The sequence below is a fragment of the Achromobacter sp. 1012554356 genome (assembly GCF_059760815.1).
This window is the reverse complement of the sequence record NZ_JCBANC010000006.1, coordinates 132,857-147,111: the sequence shown is the minus strand read 5'-3', so window position 1 is coordinate 147,111 and position 14,255 is coordinate 132,857. Positions and strand designations below refer to the sequence as shown.

Genomic DNA, 14,255 nt, shown 5'->3' with positions numbered 1-14,255 from the left:
CATCCCGAACAGGACAGTGAAACGCCTTCGCGCCGATGATAGTGGACGGACGTCTGTGAAAGTAGGTCATCGTCAGGCTTTTATTGCTCAAAACCCCGCAGGTATCCCCTGCGGGGTTTTGTCTTTGTGGCGGTGCGCACAAGCCGATACCGTCTGGATATCGTTCGAATAAAGAAACCCCTCGCGGCTGGCGCCGCGAGGGGTTTTTGTGTTTGGGTTCGATACTCTCGAGATTAGGGAAGCTGGCGGCGCAGTGCTTTGAAAAATAGCTCGGATTGCAGGCGTTCACTTTGGATCTGGGCGGCGACCTTGGCGGCGATGTCTGCGTTGACGGGTTCAAGCGGACGTCCGGTGGACTGCGCGAGAACTTGCGCGGTACAGGCGCGTTCGAGGAAGAAGAGATCGTCGTAGGCGTAGTCGACGCGTTCGCCGCACACGACGACGCCGTGATTGCCGAGGAAGACGATGTCGGCACCCTGCATGGCGTGGGCGATGCGTTCGCCTTCTGTGACGTCGAGCGCCAGTCCGTTGTATTCGGCGTCGATGGCGAGGCGTCCATGGAAGCGCATCGCGTTTTGCGAAAGGGTGGTGTCCAGGCCGCGGTCCGAGGTGAGCGTGAGGGCAGTGGCATAGGGCATGTGGGTGTGCAGCACACAGGCCTTGCCCGCGATCCGGTGGATCGCGGCGTGGATGAACATGGCTGTCGGTTCGACGTCGTGGCGGCCTGCGAGTTTGTTGCCATGCGCGTCGACGAGGACGATGTCGTCCGCCTGGACCTCGTTCCACATCAAGCCGCGAGGATTCAGGAGGAAATGATCGGGATCGCCGGGCAACGCCACGCTGAAGTGATTGCAGACGCCTTCACCCAGGTCATGCGCTGCGGCCGCACGGAGTGCCAGCGCCAAGTCCGTGCGCAGTGCGGTGACGGAATCGGCACGGAAAAGTGCGTCGGCAAAACCGGGTTCGTGGTTCATGGCAACCTTCAATAATAGATGGATGGGGATCAGAGCCAGCCGGCGTCGCGAAACAGGTCCGGCACGCGATCCAGAGTTGCTACGGTAGCGTCAGGGCGGTAGTCAGGCAAGGGCTTGCGGCCAGTGCCGCGGTCGATCCAGACGCATCGGAAGCCGATGTCGCGTGCCGCGACGAGGTCCAGGTGCGGACTGGCGCAGATGTGCACGACATCTGCGGGCGTGATGCCCAGGTTTTGATGGGCGTGGGCAAAGATGGCGCGTGAGGGTTTGTAGGCGCCCGCCTGTTCAGCCGTGATGACGCGATCGATATGGCCGCCTAATTGGGCGATGTTGCCGGCGATGATGTCGTCGTCCGTGTTGGAAATGATGCACAGGCGGAAGCCGGCTTGCTTGAGCTTGCCGAGCGTGTCCACGACTTCGGGAAACGGCGGCATGCGCGAGATGCTGCTTGCAAGCGTCTCTGCATCTTCGGGACGGTATGGAAGGCCAAAATGGGCCATCGTCAGCCGCAACGATTCGCGGGTTACCGACGCGAAGTTTTGGTAGGGCGGCGTGCGCTCGAGGTGGTGCTCGTGTTCGTCGTACTCATGCAGGAACTGCGCGGCGGTCGGCCGCAGCGCGGACCCGGGATAGGCCTCGAGGATCTTTGTCACTGCGGCTTGCAGGCCTTCGTCCCATTGGATGAGGGTGCCGTAGCAGTCAAAGGTGAGCCATTGGGGTCGAGTTTGGTCGAGAGGCATGTCGGTACCTTGGGCAAGGGTGGAAGCCACAGCGTAAGGTTCGTCCAGTGCAGTTGTAAAATTAATAAAACGTGCTTGGTCAGTCGATATATAAATAAGCTTGTCATGCATCAGAGGATGTGTGGGCGAAAGCGGATGCGATCCGGTGGAAACGGACGGACACCTGGGGACGGCAACGCGCAGACGCGCAATATGGCCGGCCTGGATCAATAACAACGAGTCGAAGCGAATGCTTGATCTTGAACTATTGAAGACGCTGGTTTGCGTGGTGGATGAAGGCAGCTTCACCCGTGCCGCCAGCCGGGTGCATCGCACACAATCGACTGTCAGCCAGCAGGTGCGCAAGCTTGAGCAAAGCGTGGGCAAGACGTTGCTGCTTCGCGATCGCGCCAGCGGCAATGTGGCGGCGACCGAGGATGGCGAGTTGATGTTGGTCTATGCGCGGCGCTTGCTGGCGATCGCTGGCGAGGCGGAGCATGTGTTGGCCGCGCCGCGGACCGCGCGGGTGATACGGCTGGGCGTGCCAGAGGATTTTGATGTTTCTCGGTTGACGGTGCTGTTGGCGGAATTTGCCGCGCGCCATGCTGAGGTGCGGTTGGAAACGCTTAGCGGGATGAGCACGGATCTTCGTGCTGGGCTGGCGTCGGGCGAGCTGGAGTTGGCGCTGGTCAAGCGGGAGCCTGGCGATGGTCCGTGCATTGCGGCCTGGCCGGAACGGCTGGTGTGGGTAGGCGGCCAACAGCGCAATGAGCGGGCGGCGGTGGTGCCGCTGGTTCTTTTTCCGCAGGGATGTGTGTATCGCAAGCGGATGATCTATGCGCTGGAAAGCGCGGGGCGGCCGTGGCATATCGCGTACCACAGCCACAGTTTGGCCGGCGTGCAGGCGGCGGTCGCTGCGGGCTTGGGGATCAGTCTGTTGCCGGCCTCGGCGCGCCTGGAGACGCACGTCGAACTGACCGCCGCAGACGGGTTTGCCGATGTGCCGCCGACTGAGCTGGCGATCGTGGGCGACGCGCGCGGGCTTGGCGCCGTTGGGATCGATTTGCTGGACGCGCTGAAGCAGGCCATTGGCGGGGATTTACAACAGTTCGCGCCTTAGCGCGGACGATTAGCTGGCGCATCGGCGCGATGATGTTGGCGCCGGTGTCCTTGAATTCCCCGCCTGGGTGGCGCATTGGACTGATCGCGACCGTCGGCGGCGGGTGATCCATCACCTTGACGAAGCTGAAGGGCGCCGCGGGGACCACGCCTTTGTCCGACACGGTGATGACCTAGGCATTCGGGCATTGCCGGTTTGGACACGCGACACCCCTTTGGTGGACATCAACGTTGGGTATGGGTGGTTAGCGCACGTCGCCGTCGAGGTAGAACCATTGTCCGTTCTCGCGCAGGAAGCGGCTGGTCTCGTGCATGCGGCTGGCGCGGCCGTCCAGGCGGCTTCTGGCCACGAATTCGACGGTGGCGTGTTCGGCGTCCTGGTCGGCTGCGGCCTTGATCTGCAGGCCAAGCCATTTCAAACCGGGCGGGTTGGGCTCTAGTGACGCCGGGCGCGTGGTGGGATGCCACGTGGCCAGCAGGTAGGGCAGCTTGTCGAGCACGAAGGCGCTGTATCGCGAGCGCATGAGGGCTTCGGCTGTCGGGGCTTGCAGCGATTGCGGGCCGTCGTGCCAGCGGCCGCAGCATTCGGGATAGGAACGGGGGCTGCCGCAGGGGCAGGGTGTTTTGGAAGAGGTTGATTGCTTCGGCACGGCGGGGGCAATTGAAGTCAGTGAACAGATCAGGCGAGAGATCGGGCGACACATCGCGGCACTCGGTCAGGTAGCGTCATCAGGCGGCCGGACCGGGCAGACGTATCGCGCACAAGAATCGAGCACACGAATCAGGCAATCGCATCGGGCACAAGAATCAGGCAAACGACTCGAGCCGAGGCATCGGGTAGATGTATCGGCCAGATGAATCGTACCCAGAAATCGCGAGAGCGGATCACGCCAATAGATCAGTGTATTCGGGATGGCGTCGAATGTAGGCGTCGGCGTAGGAGCAGTAGGGACGGACCTTCCAGCCGTTCTCGCGTGCGGTGAGCAGCGCCTGACGGGTCAATTCGGCGGCGATGCCTCGGCCGCCGACCGCACTGGGCACGCCCGTGTGCGTGATGGCCATGGCGCCGTTCTGGAGCTGATAGTCGAGGACGCAGAGTACGCCGTCGACGGTGGCGGTGAAGCGGGAATGGTCGGTGTCGTGAATTACAGAAATCATTCGAGAAAACTCCTTCGTTGATGACGAAGACGGTCGGATGTAGAGCGCACTTCTTGCCGAGGGCGGGTGCCTGTCTGATTATCCGGCGCCTCTCATGACCCGGTACTCAGGATCGGAGCAAGTTTCGGACCTGCGCCAAGCGTCGGATGCCCCGGCTTCTCTCTCTGAGGGCGTTACCGGTGCAGCACCTTGATCAACGCGGTGAGTTGCGCGTCGCGGGTTTCGACTAGGTCGGCGATGCTTTGGTGGCCGGCTTCGGCATTGACGCCTTCGATCAGGCGTTGTTGCAGCGCCGGCGTGACCTCGGGGGTGCCGAGGTCGTCCCACCAGGTTTGCACGGGGCCGAGCAGGTGGTGCATGAAGTGCGCGAGGCCGCCTTCGCCGCCACCCAGGTTGAATGTCATGTGCGGGCCGAAGAGGGCCCAGCGCAGGCCGGGGCCCTGGGATACGGCGGCGTCGATGTCCGCGACGCTGGCGACGTTTTCAGCGGCGAGGTGGATGGCCTCGCGCCACAGCGCGGCCTGCAGGCGATTGGCGATGTGGCCGGGGACTTCCTTATTCAGGCGGATGGGGTGTTTGCCCATGCTGCGGTAGAAGTCGATGGCGCGGTCCATGGTTTCGGGGCCGGTCTGGTCGCCGCCGACGACCTCGACCAGCGGAATGAGGTGCGGCGGATTGAAAGGGTGGCCGATCACGAAGCGTTGGGGATGGCGGCAGCGCGATTGCAGGCGGCTCATGATGAGCCCGGACGAGCTGGAGGCGACGATGACGTGGGGAGGCAGGACGGCGTCGATGCGGGCGAAGAGGTCGGTCTTGAAATCTTCGCGCTCGGGCGCGTTTTCCTGCACGAAGTCGACGCCAGCCAAGGCCGCTTCCAGGTCGGGCTCGAAGCGCAACGCGTCGGCGGTGGCGCCGTGGCGCACGTGGCCAAGTTCGGCCAGGACCGGCCACGCCGCCTGCACGCGGGCAATGGTTTGGGCCTGTGCATTCGGACCGGGATCGCTGACGACGACCTCCAGCCCGTGCGCGAGGAACAGCGCTGCCCAACTGGCGCCGATGGTGCCGGCGCCGATGATGGCGACGCGGCGGATCGGGCCGGGGGCTGACGATGCAGGACTGGACGGCGCAGAACCGGACGAAGCAGGACTGGACGGCGCAAGGCTGGACATGCAGGTCTCCGTTGTTGAGTTTGCTTCATTGTGAAGCAAAGCCGGGGCCGTTGCCACGCGGGCTGGTCGGCGGCAAGATTAGGACTTTTCCGAATCCCCGGGAGCCTTGCATGAGTCCGACGCCCGCGCGTGTGACCGTTCCGTATTTCTGCCAATGGGAGTCCGCGCATCGGGCGGGCGAGATCATTCGCAAGGAGCTGGACCTCGCGCATGATCCCGCATGGCGCGATTCCGGTGCGCGGGATCTGGACGAGTATGTGCGCTGGGCCAGTCATGTGTGCGGCATGGCATGTTTGAAGATGGTGCTGGCGGCGCGGACGGGGCGCATCCATCCGACCTTGACGCTCGCCCGCGGCAGCTTGCCGTATGGCGCGTATATCGAGGAGCCGGACGGGAACATCAAGGGGCTGATCTATGCGCCGTTCGTGCGATACGTCGCCGACGTTTTCGGCCTGCGTGCGCAGGTGCGCGTCGATCTGCCCGCCTCGGACCTGCCGGGTCTGATGGCGCAATCGGAATACTTCATGGCGTCGGTCCACCCTTGGATCCGATGGCCCGACAGGGAGCCGCCGAAACAGGGTGGACATCTGGTGCTGGTGACGCGCGCCACGCCCGAGTCCGTGACGTTTCATAACCCGTCGGGTGAGCCGGGGTCGCAAGCGGATGTCGAACTTGCGCTGGCTGATTTCAACAGGTTCTACGCTGGCCGTGGCGTCGCGATTCTGGCGACCGGTTGAAGGGAGCGCCGGCTGCGCGCTCAGGCGTTGCGGGCGCGACGCAGGTAGCGCATCGCCAGTACGACGGTGATGACGTAGCTGACCGTGATCACACAGTAGGCCGCGGGCAGGCTGGCGTGCCAGTCCGGCAAGAGATGCAGGATCGTGCCCATGACCGCGACGCCGACCAGCGCGCCGGATTGGCGGTTGGCGTTCAGGGCCGCCGCCGCGCTGTTGGCGTGCTGGCTGCCGGAGACCTGCATGACGATGCTGGTCATCGCAGGCACCGCGATGCCGACGCCCAGGTTGGCCAGCGCGACGACAACGGCGAACGGCCAGTAGGCGACGCCGGGCGTGAAGGTGGCGATGCCGATGGCGCTCATCACCGCCGCGAGCGAGACGCCGGCGAGCAGAGAGGCCGACACGCTCCACCGCGACGACACGCGGCCCGAGATGAGATTGCCGATGGAGAACACCGCCAGCATCGGCACGAGTTCGATGCCGGTCTGCAATGCGTCGGCGCCGCGCGCGTGCTGCAAAAACAGGCTCAGCAGGAACAGCTGGCCATACGACGCGAGGTTGATAAGGAAGCCCACGCCGTTGGCCGCGGCGAATTGATGGGTGGCGAAGAGGGCGCGCGGGATGATGGGCTGGGCGTGCCGACGTTCGCGTTGCACGAGCAGCGCCATGGTGGCCAGGCTCAGCAGCGCCGTGACGACGATCAGCGGGGAGGTCCAGCCATACGCGTTGCCCTGGATCAGCACGAAGCACAAGGAAGACAGCGCGACGATGCCGAGCAGGTGGCTCAAGGGGTTGAGCGCGCGCGGTCGCCGGGGTGCTGCCGCGATGCGGCGTCGGGCGAGCCACAGGCCGGCCAGGCCCAGCGGGATGTTGATGAGGAAGATGCCGCGCCAGCCGAATTGGTGAATCAGTGCGCCGCCCAGCAACGGTCCGGATGCGCCGGCGACGGCCACAATCGCTGACCATGCGGCCAGCATGCGATTGCGCACGTTTTCGTCAGCATAGGCGTGCGTGAGCAGGCTGAGCGAGCTTGGCATGAAGAGCGCCGCGCCAACGCCCTGCAGCATCCGCGCCGCGATCAACATGTCGGCGTTTGGCGCCAGTCCGCATAGCAGGGACGCGGCGGTGAACACGCCCAGCCCCGTCAGATAGAGGGTCTTGGCGCCGTAGCGGTCGGCCAGCGCGCCAGCAATCAGCAGCAACGCGGCGAACGTCAGCGTGTAGCCGTCGACGATCCAGACGAGGTCCGTGAGCGGCACCGTGAACTGGAGCGCGATGCTGGGGATCGCGACGTTGACCACCGTCACGTCGAGCATGGCCATGACGAATCCGACGGCCAGGGTGACCAGAGGCACCCATCCCGTGGCGGGAGCGGGCGGCGCGTCCATTGAGGCGACGGGGCGGCAGGCGGTGGACATGGCAAGCTTCTTTCTGATTGCGCAGCGCGCGGAGGGTGCAAAGCTTAAGACGTCTTGTTGATGCAAAAAAGCCGAATTTCTGCTTTATAGTCATGCAAAACTGCATCACGGACGTGGAATGGACTGGGACAACGCACGGATATTTCTTGCGATTTACCGCGTGGGAACGCTGCGCGGCGCGGCGGCGGTGCTGCAGATCGACCAGGCCACCGCCGGCCGGCGTCTGGCGGCATTGGAGGCATCGCTGGATGCGCGGCTGTTCCTGCGCACGCCCAGCGGCTATGTGCCGACCGCAGCGGGCGAACTGGCCTTTGCCGCTGCCGAGCGCATGGAGCAGGCGGCGGATCAGCTTCAGCGCCAGATGCAGGGGCTGGATCACCGGCTTTCCGGGGTGGTCCGTGTCGCGACCTCGGAAACGGTGGCCCGCTACTTCATCATGGAGGCCATCAAGCGGGTCCATGCCGAGCATCCGGACATCCGCGTGGTGCTGTCCACCGGTATTCAAATCAGCAATCTGACGCGCCGTGAGGCGGATCTGGCCATCCGCAATATCAAGCCCGACAACCCCGATCTGATCCATCGCCATCTGGCGCGCAAGGAGGTGGGCCTGTACGCGTCGCGGGCTTACCTGGAGGCGCATGGTGAACCCAAGCCCGGGACCGCCTTCGCGGGTCATGCCTTGATCGCGTATCAGCAGGCCGTCCTGCCCGGCTGGTCGGATTCGCTATGCGGCGAGCCCACCCGCAACGGCCGCATCGGCGTCGAGGTCAATTCCGGGCTGATGATCATCGACGCTGTGGTGGCGGGACTGGGCATCGGCGAGCTGCCGACCCATATGGCGCCGGATCACCCTGAACTGGTTCGGATCTGGCCCACGCGCAGCGAGGCCTATGACCTGTGGCTGGTGATGCACGGCGATCTGAACCGAACCGCGCGCGTGCGGGCGGTGGCGGACGCGATTGTCGACGTGTTTGAAGAGAGCAATTAGCGGTAAGCCGAGGGTTGTGGCGCGGCGTGACTGGCGCTAAGGTTTGCTGGCCCGCAGGATAACCATGACCTCAGGAGTTGCGCGTGTCCGATCTTTGGCGTTTGTCCGCAGTTGAGCTTGCCGCCCTTGTCCGCAAGCGTGAAGTGTCCGCCGTGCAGGCCGCGCAAAGCGCGCTGCAACGGCTCGATGCCGTCAACCCCGCGATCAATGCGGTGGTGGATCACCGGCCCGAAGACGTGCTGGCGCAGGCGGCCGACGTGGACGCGGCGCTTGCACGCGGAGAAGATCCCGGCCCGTTGGCGGGCGTGCCCGTCACCGTGAAGGTCAATGTGGATCAGGCGGGCTTTGCCACGACCAACGGCGTGCGCTTGCAGAAGGACCTGATCGCCGAGCGCAATAGCCCCGTCGTCGACAACTTGCGGCGCGCCGGCGCGGTGATCGTGGGCCGCACCAATACGCCGGCGTTTTCGCTGCGCTGGTTTACCGGCAACGCGCTGCATGGCGACACGCGCAATCCCCGCAATCCGGCGTTGACGCCCGGCGGCTCGTCCGGCGGCGCCGCGTCCGCGGTGGCGGTCGGTATCGGGCATCTGGCGCATGGGACGGATATCGCCGGCTCGATCCGTTATCCGGCGTACGCGTGCGGCGTGCATGGCCTGCGTCCGTCGCTGGGCCGGGTGGCGGCGTATAACGCCGCGCTGCCGGAGCGCTCGATCGGCGGGCAGATCACGGCGGTGTCCGGGCCGTTGGGGCGCACCATTGCCGATGTGCGGCTGGGGCTGGCCGCGCTGGCTGCGCCGGATCCGCGCGATCCGTGGTGGGTGCCCGCGCCGCTGACCGGCCCGGACGTGCCGAAGCGGGCCGCGCTGTGTTTGAATCCTGACGGCATGGACACCGATCCGGCCATCGTGAAGGCGTTGCAGGAAGCGGCGCGGCGGCTGAGCGAGGCAGGCTGGTCGGTCGATACGCTGGACGCCATACCCCCGATGCAGGAGGCCGCCGACCTGCAGGTTCGCATGTGGATGGCAGACGGCTATGACGCCATGGTGGCGGCAGCGGAAAAAGAGGGCGACCGAGGCGCGCTGGTGGCGCTGGCGGGGCAGCGCGACAAGGCGGCAAGCGCCGATCTGACAAGCTTTTCGGCGGTGCTGACGCGCCGCGCGACGCTCACGCGCCTGTGGGAGGTGTTTTTTGCTGAGTACCCGGTGCTGCTGCTGCCGGTGTCGGCCGAATTGCCGTTCCCCGACAACCTGGACTTGCAGGGCGACGCGGCCTACGCGCGCGTCTGGCGCGCGCAGATGACCCAGATCGGCTTGCCGTTCATGGGCCTGCCCGGACTGTCCGTGGCCATGGGCAGCGCCATGAGCAGCGCGGGGCCGAGCCCGGTGGGCGTGCAGGTGGTGGCGGGGCGGTTCCGCGAGGACCTGTGCCTGGCGGCCGGCGAAATCATCGAGGCCGGGGGCGAGGCGGTCGGCATTGCGGAGCCGGCGCCTCGGTAACAGCGCAACGCGGTCTCAACCGCCGAAGCGCACCTTCAACACGCCCAGGTCGCCATACGTCAGTTCGACGTCCTTGTTCGCGGGCACGTCCAGAAAGCCCGCGTACGAACCGGTGATGACGTGCTGGCCGGCCGTCAGACCCAACCCTTGCTCGCGCAGGAAATTGGCCAGCCAATACAGTCCGGCCTTGGGACGGTCGTTGGGGTGGATGCCGGCGTGCTGCTCGACCTCGACGCCATCTACCGTCAGCGTGAGGGTCATGCAGCCGGGCGCCGCATCGGGCGAGGAGATGCGGGGGCCCAGCACCAGCCCCTGATTGAACATGTGGTCCGCCAGCAGTTCGGGCAGGCTGGCATGTTCGGGGGACGCGTAGCGACAGCCCAGGACTTCAAGTGCGAGGCGAGCGTCGCCCACCGCGGCGTCGATTTCGGCTTCGGTGTAAGGGGTGTCGCGCGGCGGCAGGTCGCGGGCAAGCTGGAATGCGATTTCGGGTTCGATGCGCACGACGTCGGTGCTGCTGGCGACCGGACCGGCCGCGGCGTCCGCCGTGCCTGACGCGTAAATGGGCGCCACGACGGTTTTTTCCGGTGACGGCAGCGCGCTTTTCCAGGCGGCGATGCTGTCCTGACGGGTGGCGCGCAGCAATTCGGCCGTGCGCTGCTGCACGGCGAACGCCTGACCCAGGGACTGCGGGCGGCATTCGGCGGGCAGGCGCGGGCCGGCGATGCCGGTCTGGCGCGCGGCGATCAGGAAGCGCGCCGCGTCGACGCTGCCGGGATAGTCTTCAAATCTGATCTGCATGCGTTCAGGCTCCAAGGAACAGCATGATCCACAACACGATCATGGCAATCAGGCCCAGCCAGCACGAGCCCCAGAAACCGACGATCGGCCATTTCAGGGCAAGCGGAATCTTCTTGGGTTCGACGTGGGATAGCAAGTCATTGGCGTTGCCGACCAGCCAGAAGCGCGTGCCCGGAAACATCAGGCGGAAGAAATAATCCAGCATGATTGCGGCCTGGATCGCCAGTGGAAACTGCTTGAACGGCCGGTGCTGCAGGTAGGGATGCTTGAGCGCGGCGTTGACTTGCTTGGTCTTGACGAAGAACAGGACGATGCCGCTGATCGTGCAGGTGATGAAACAGAGCACGAAAAGGCTGAAGGCCATGGCCATGACGGGTGAATGCATGGGGATCTCAACGATGCGCGGCCGGGCCGCGTGGGATGGACGAATTCAGGCAAAAAAGCTGGCCCTATTGTAGAGGGCTTGGCGCGGCCCCGTGTTCAGGGCTGCGTCAGCGCGCCACACGCGGCGGGGCAGGGCGCGCGCGGGGCATTTCAGCCGCGGATCTGGCCTTCGCCGTTCAGCACCCACTTGAGCGTGGTCAGGCCTTCCAGGCCCACGGGGCCGCGCGCATGCAGACGGTTCGTGGAGATGCCGATCTCGGCGCCCAGGCCATATTCGAAGCCGTCCGCAAAGCAGGTCGGCAGGTTGACGTAGACAGAGCTGGAGTCGACCTCGCGCTGGAAGCGCTGGGCCGCCGACAGGTCTTGCGTGACGATGGCGTCGGTGTGGCCCGAGCCGTAGCGTGCGATGTGTTCGATGGCGTCGTCCAGCGTGTCGACGATGCGCACGGCCAGGATGGGCGCCAGGTATTCGGTGGCCCAGTCTTCCTCGGTGGCGGGCGTGGCGTGCGGCAGCAGCGCCAGCGTGCGCGGGCAGCCGCGCAGTTCCACGCCGTGTTCGGCGAAGGCGGCGGCCAGGCTGGGCAGGATGGACACGGCGGCCACCGCGTCGATCAGCAGCGTCTCCATGGCGCCGCAGATGCCGTAGCGGTAGGTCTTGGCGTTCAGGGCAATGGCGTGGGCTTTGTCGGGATCTGCCGCGGCGTCGATGTAGATGTGGCAGTTGCCGTCCAGGTGCTTGATGAGCGGCACTCGGGCTTCTTGGGACAGGCGGGCGATGAGGCCCTTGCCGCCGCGCGGCACGATCACGTCGATGTGTTCGGTCATGGTGATGAGCGCGCCCACGGCCGCACGGTCGGCGGTGGCGACCACCTGCACCGCATCCTGCGGCAGGCCGGCGGCGGCCAGTCCCATCTGCACGATGCGGCCGAGCGCCACGTTCGAGTGCAGGGCTTCGCTGCCGCCGCGCAGGATGGCGGCGTTGCCGGATTTCAGGCACAGGGCAGCGGCGTCGATGGTGACGTTGGGGCGCGATTCGTAAATGATGCCGATCACGCCCAGCGGCACGCGCATCTGGGCGACGCGCATGCCGTTGGGCCGGACGGAGGTGGCGGTGATGCTGCCGATCGGGTCGGGCAGGGCGGCTATCTGGCGCAGGCCTTCGGCCATGTGCGCCAATGTCTTGTCCGACAGCGTCAGGCGGTCCAGCAGGGCGGGCTCCAGACCATTGGCGCGGGCGGCGGCCACGTCTTTCTCGTTGGCGGCCTTCAGTTCGTCGTGGCTGGCGGCCAGCGCGTCGGCCATGGCGATCAGCGCCTGGTTTTTAGCCGCGCTGTCGGCGCGCATCATGGCGCGCGAGGCGCGGCGGGCGTTTTCGCCCAGGGTGAGCATGGCTTGTTCGATAGAGGACGAGGACATGGCGGCGTCGATGATGTGATGGGGCGGCGCGGGCGCCGCCTGGAGATTCAGTGTATATCCGGCTGTCGGGCCGGGCGAGATCCGGTCGGGGGACCGGGAGGGGGAGCGCAAGGAGGACGAGGCGAAGGCGGCGGCGAGGCCGCCTTCACGGTCGTCCGCCGGCTGCGGCCACGCGCAGGGCCAGCCGGGTCATTTCTTCCCAGGGATCCGAGAGGCGGCCGGGCACCGAGAGGCCCTTGATGAGGCGGTCGACTTCGTGAGCGTGCTGCACGGCGGCGGGCCAGACGCCGGGCTGGACCCGGTTCAGGGCCTGCAGCGCAAGGCGTTCGTGGGCGCCGAAGATGCGCAGGCGGCGCATGAGGCCGTTCGCGTCCTGTCCCAGCGCGCGCGCCTCGGCGATGCGCGCGAGCAGGCGGATTTCTTCGCCGACCGCCCAGAGCACCAGCGGCAATGCTTCGCCTTCGGCGCGCAGGCCGTCGATCATGCGGATGGTGCGGCCGATGTCGCCGGCCAGCATGGCGTCGCGCAGGCCGAAGACGTCGTAGCGGGCGACGTTCAGTACGGCGCGTTCGACGTCCTCGGGGGCGAGCTGGCCCTCGGGGTAGAGCAGGCCGAGCTTCTGGATTTCCTGGTGGGCGGCCAGCAGGTTGCCTTCGACCTTGTCCGCCATCCATTGCAGGGTGGCGCTGTCGGCGCGCTGGTTCTGGCGCGCGAGGCGCATGCCGACCCAGGCGGGCAGGCGGCCGCGTTCGATGTTGGCGATGTCGACGGCCATGCCGGCGCGCACCAGCGCCTGCATCCAGCGGCTTTCGCGGGTGGCCTTGTCCAGGCGTGGCAAGGCGATCAGCACGAGGGTGTCGGCCTCGGGCTGCTTTTCGGCTTGTTCGGCCAGCTTGGTCAGGGTGTCGGCGCCAGACTTGCCCGGCTTGCCGGTGGGAATCTTGATTTCAAGGATGCGGCGGTCACCGAACAGCGACACGCTCTGGGTGGCGGCGAGGACCGCGCTCCAGTCGCTGCGCGCGTCCATCACCATGGACAGGCGTTCGGTGTAGCCAGCGTTGCGCGCGGCGGCGCGCAACGCGTCGACGGCTTCGGTCACCAGCAGCGGTTCGTCGCCGGAGACCGTGTACAGCGGCGCCAGCCGGTTGCCGGGCCGCTGCAGGTGTTCGGCCAGCCGATCCGCGTCCAGGGGCTGTGCCATGGGCTAGCGGACGATGGCCGGATCGGTGACGGACGGCGTCTGCCAGGGCGTGGGCACGCGCTGTTGTGGTGCTTCGTTGGGGTCGAACAGCGGCATGTTTTCGTCGTCGACGCCCGATTGGGCGGCTTCGAATGCCTTGTGCACGTCTGGCGCAGTGATGCGGCGCAGCACGCGCGAGACCAGATCGCGCTGCATGGCCTTGTACAGCGTTTCGATCTGGCCCTGCTTGGCCTGCACCACCTGGTCGTCGTACGGCATTTCGCGGTAGATGGACAGCGTGGTGTCGGGCACCAGGGCGCGGCCCTTGGCGTCGATCAGGCGGAACGTGTAGTTGATGCCAAGTTCGTAGGATTCAACACGGCCTTGCGCGTTCAGCGAGACCTCGCGCAGGCTGCGCGTGTCGCTGACTTGCTGCAGGATGGCCTGCGCTTCCTTGCGCGTGTCCACCAGCTTGGTGTTGGGCGAGGCCGCGCGCAGCGCGCGGCGCAGGTCCGCGCCGAACTGGGTCGTGTCGGGGATGCCTACGTACAGCCGCTCGAACGGCATCGGGGTGGTGCCCCGCAGCGCGAAGCCGCAGGCGGAAAGCAGCATGAACAGCGCCAGGCAGGCGCCGCGCAGCAGCCAGGTTTGGCGGGAGAGTTGCGATTGTTGCCCGGCGAAGTGCATGCTTGA

At 66.1% G+C, this 14,255-nt stretch carries 15 protein-coding genes; 4 read left to right on the top strand and 11 right to left on the bottom strand.

Annotated elements, in window-relative coordinates:
• Nucleotides 1-233: 233 nt before the first annotated feature.
• Nucleotides 234-974 (bottom strand): aldolase, encoded by a 741-nt coding sequence (locus AC6LJW_RS04745; RefSeq protein WP_498086637.1) that lies wholly within the window; start codon nt 972-974, stop codon nt 234-236.
• A gap of 29 nt (nt 975-1,003) precedes the next feature.
• Entirely contained in the window at nt 1,004-1,714 is a 711-nt protein-coding gene (locus AC6LJW_RS04740) for a haloacid dehalogenase type II (protein WP_498086636.1), read from the bottom strand.
• 229 nt (nt 1,715-1,943) lie between these two features.
• Between AC6LJW_RS04740 and AC6LJW_RS04735 the strand changes: the two genes are divergently transcribed.
• The gene (locus AC6LJW_RS04735) at nt 1,944-2,813 is read left to right on the top strand and encodes a LysR substrate-binding domain-containing protein (protein ID WP_498086635.1); all 870 of its coding nucleotides are present in this window, start codon (nt 1,944-1,946) and stop codon (nt 2,811-2,813) included.
• 244 nt (nt 2,814-3,057) lie between these two features.
• Here AC6LJW_RS04735 and AC6LJW_RS04730 read toward each other — a convergent pair whose 3' ends face one another.
• From AC6LJW_RS04730 to AC6LJW_RS04720, 3 genes are all read right to left on the bottom strand, one after another.
• A complete protein-coding gene (locus AC6LJW_RS04730; protein WP_162253558.1) occupies nt 3,058-3,516 on the bottom strand; it encodes a YchJ family protein in 459 nt (152 codons plus the stop codon).
• Nucleotides 3,517-3,697: 181 nt separating this feature from the next.
• On the bottom strand, nt 3,698-3,970 hold the full coding sequence (locus AC6LJW_RS04725) for a GNAT family N-acetyltransferase (RefSeq protein ID WP_056564158.1): 273 nt from the start codon (nt 3,968-3,970) through the stop codon (nt 3,698-3,700).
• 173 nt (nt 3,971-4,143) lie between these two features.
• Nucleotides 4,144-5,139 carry a 3-hydroxyacyl-CoA dehydrogenase NAD-binding domain-containing protein gene (locus tag AC6LJW_RS04720; protein WP_156395139.1) on the bottom strand — a complete coding sequence of 332 codons (996 nt, stop codon included), beginning with the start codon at nt 5,137-5,139 and terminating at the stop codon, nt 4,144-4,146.
• A 110-nt stretch (nt 5,140-5,249) separates the two neighbouring features.
• Between AC6LJW_RS04720 and AC6LJW_RS04715 the strand changes: the two genes are divergently transcribed.
• A complete protein-coding gene (locus tag AC6LJW_RS04715; RefSeq protein WP_498086634.1) occupies nt 5,250-5,876 on the top strand; it encodes a hypothetical protein in 627 nt (208 codons plus the stop codon).
• 20 nt (nt 5,877-5,896) lie between these two features.
• On the opposite strand, the gene AC6LJW_RS04710 is transcribed toward AC6LJW_RS04715, so the two are convergent.
• The gene (locus tag AC6LJW_RS04710) at nt 5,897-7,294 is read right to left on the bottom strand and encodes a DHA2 family efflux MFS transporter permease subunit (protein ID WP_056564141.1); all 1,398 of its coding nucleotides are present in this window, start codon (nt 7,292-7,294) and stop codon (nt 5,897-5,899) included.
• A 118-nt stretch (nt 7,295-7,412) separates the two neighbouring features.
• Here AC6LJW_RS04710 and AC6LJW_RS04705 point away from each other — a divergent pair, with 118 nt between their 5' ends.
• Complete coding sequence (locus AC6LJW_RS04705) at nt 7,413-8,282, top strand: LysR family transcriptional regulator (RefSeq protein WP_056564138.1); 870 nt, start codon at nt 7,413-7,415, stop codon at nt 8,280-8,282.
• Between the two features lie 83 nt (nt 8,283-8,365).
• On the top strand, nt 8,366-9,781 hold the full coding sequence (locus AC6LJW_RS04700; protein WP_498086633.1) for an amidase family protein: 1,416 nt from the start codon (nt 8,366-8,368) through the stop codon (nt 9,779-9,781).
• Between the two features lie 15 nt (nt 9,782-9,796).
• On the opposite strand, the gene AC6LJW_RS04695 is transcribed toward AC6LJW_RS04700, so the two are convergent.
• From AC6LJW_RS04695 to AC6LJW_RS04675, 5 genes are all read right to left on the bottom strand, one after another.
• Nucleotides 9,797-10,582 (bottom strand): 2-keto-4-pentenoate hydratase, encoded by a 786-nt coding sequence (locus AC6LJW_RS04695; protein WP_498086632.1) that lies wholly within the window; start codon nt 10,580-10,582, stop codon nt 9,797-9,799.
• Between the two features lie 4 nt (nt 10,583-10,586).
• Entirely contained in the window at nt 10,587-10,967 is a 381-nt protein-coding gene (locus tag AC6LJW_RS04690; RefSeq protein WP_200949391.1) for a hypothetical protein, read from the bottom strand.
• A 149-nt stretch (nt 10,968-11,116) separates the two neighbouring features.
• Complete coding sequence (locus tag AC6LJW_RS04685) at nt 11,117-12,382, bottom strand: glutamate-5-semialdehyde dehydrogenase (protein WP_498086631.1); 1,266 nt, start codon at nt 12,380-12,382, stop codon at nt 11,117-11,119.
• 145 nt (nt 12,383-12,527) lie between these two features.
• Nucleotides 12,528-13,583, bottom strand: a complete 1,056-nt coding sequence (gene holA / locus AC6LJW_RS04680) for a DNA polymerase III subunit delta (protein WP_056564119.1) — start codon at nt 13,581-13,583, stop codon at nt 12,528-12,530.
• Nucleotides 13,584-13,586: 3 nt separating this feature from the next.
• Nucleotides 13,587-14,249, bottom strand: coding sequence for an LPS-assembly lipoprotein LptE (locus AC6LJW_RS04675; RefSeq protein ID WP_056564117.1), 663 nt, complete (start codon nt 14,247-14,249; stop codon nt 13,587-13,589).
• Nucleotides 14,250-14,255: the final 6 nt, after the last annotated feature.

Bases quoted from the DNA above. Each gene is read 5' to 3' on its own strand.
- AC6LJW_RS04710 (WP_056564141.1), bottom strand. From the start codon at position 7,294: ATGTCCACCGCCTGCCGCCCCGTCGCCTCAATGGACGCGCCGCCCGCT.
- AC6LJW_RS04705 (WP_056564138.1), top strand. From the start codon at position 7,413: ATGGACTGGGACAACGCACGGATATTTCTTGCGATTTACCGCGTGGGA.
- AC6LJW_RS04745 (WP_498086637.1), bottom strand. From the start codon at position 974: ATGAACCACGAACCCGGTTTTGCCGACGCACTTTTCCGTGCCGATTCC.
- AC6LJW_RS04735 (WP_498086635.1), top strand. From the start codon at position 1,944: ATGCTTGATCTTGAACTATTGAAGACGCTGGTTTGCGTGGTGGATGAA.
- AC6LJW_RS04725 (WP_056564158.1), bottom strand. From the start codon at position 3,970: ATGATTTCTGTAATTCACGACACCGACCATTCCCGCTTCACCGCCACC.
- AC6LJW_RS04675 (WP_056564117.1), bottom strand. From the start codon at position 14,249: ATGCACTTCGCCGGGCAACAATCGCAACTCTCCCGCCAAACCTGGCTG.
- AC6LJW_RS04740 (WP_498086636.1), bottom strand. From the start codon at position 1,714: ATGCCTCTCGACCAAACTCGACCCCAATGGCTCACCTTTGACTGCTAC.
- holA (WP_056564119.1), bottom strand. From the start codon at position 13,583: ATGGCACAGCCCCTGGACGCGGATCGGCTGGCCGAACACCTGCAGCGG.
- AC6LJW_RS04715 (WP_498086634.1), top strand. From the start codon at position 5,250: ATGAGTCCGACGCCCGCGCGTGTGACCGTTCCGTATTTCTGCCAATGG.
- AC6LJW_RS04720 (WP_156395139.1), bottom strand. From the start codon at position 5,139: ATGTCCAGCCTTGCGCCGTCCAGTCCTGCTTCGTCCGGTTCTGCGCCG.
- AC6LJW_RS04685 (WP_498086631.1), bottom strand. From the start codon at position 12,382: ATGTCCTCGTCCTCTATCGAACAAGCCATGCTCACCCTGGGCGAAAAC.
- AC6LJW_RS04730 (WP_162253558.1), bottom strand. From the start codon at position 3,516: ATGTGTCGCCCGATCTCTCGCCTGATCTGTTCACTGACTTCAATTGCC.
- AC6LJW_RS04690 (WP_200949391.1), bottom strand. From the start codon at position 10,967: ATGCATTCACCCGTCATGGCCATGGCCTTCAGCCTTTTCGTGCTCTGT.
- AC6LJW_RS04695 (WP_498086632.1), bottom strand. From the start codon at position 10,582: ATGCAGATCAGATTTGAAGACTATCCCGGCAGCGTCGACGCGGCGCGC.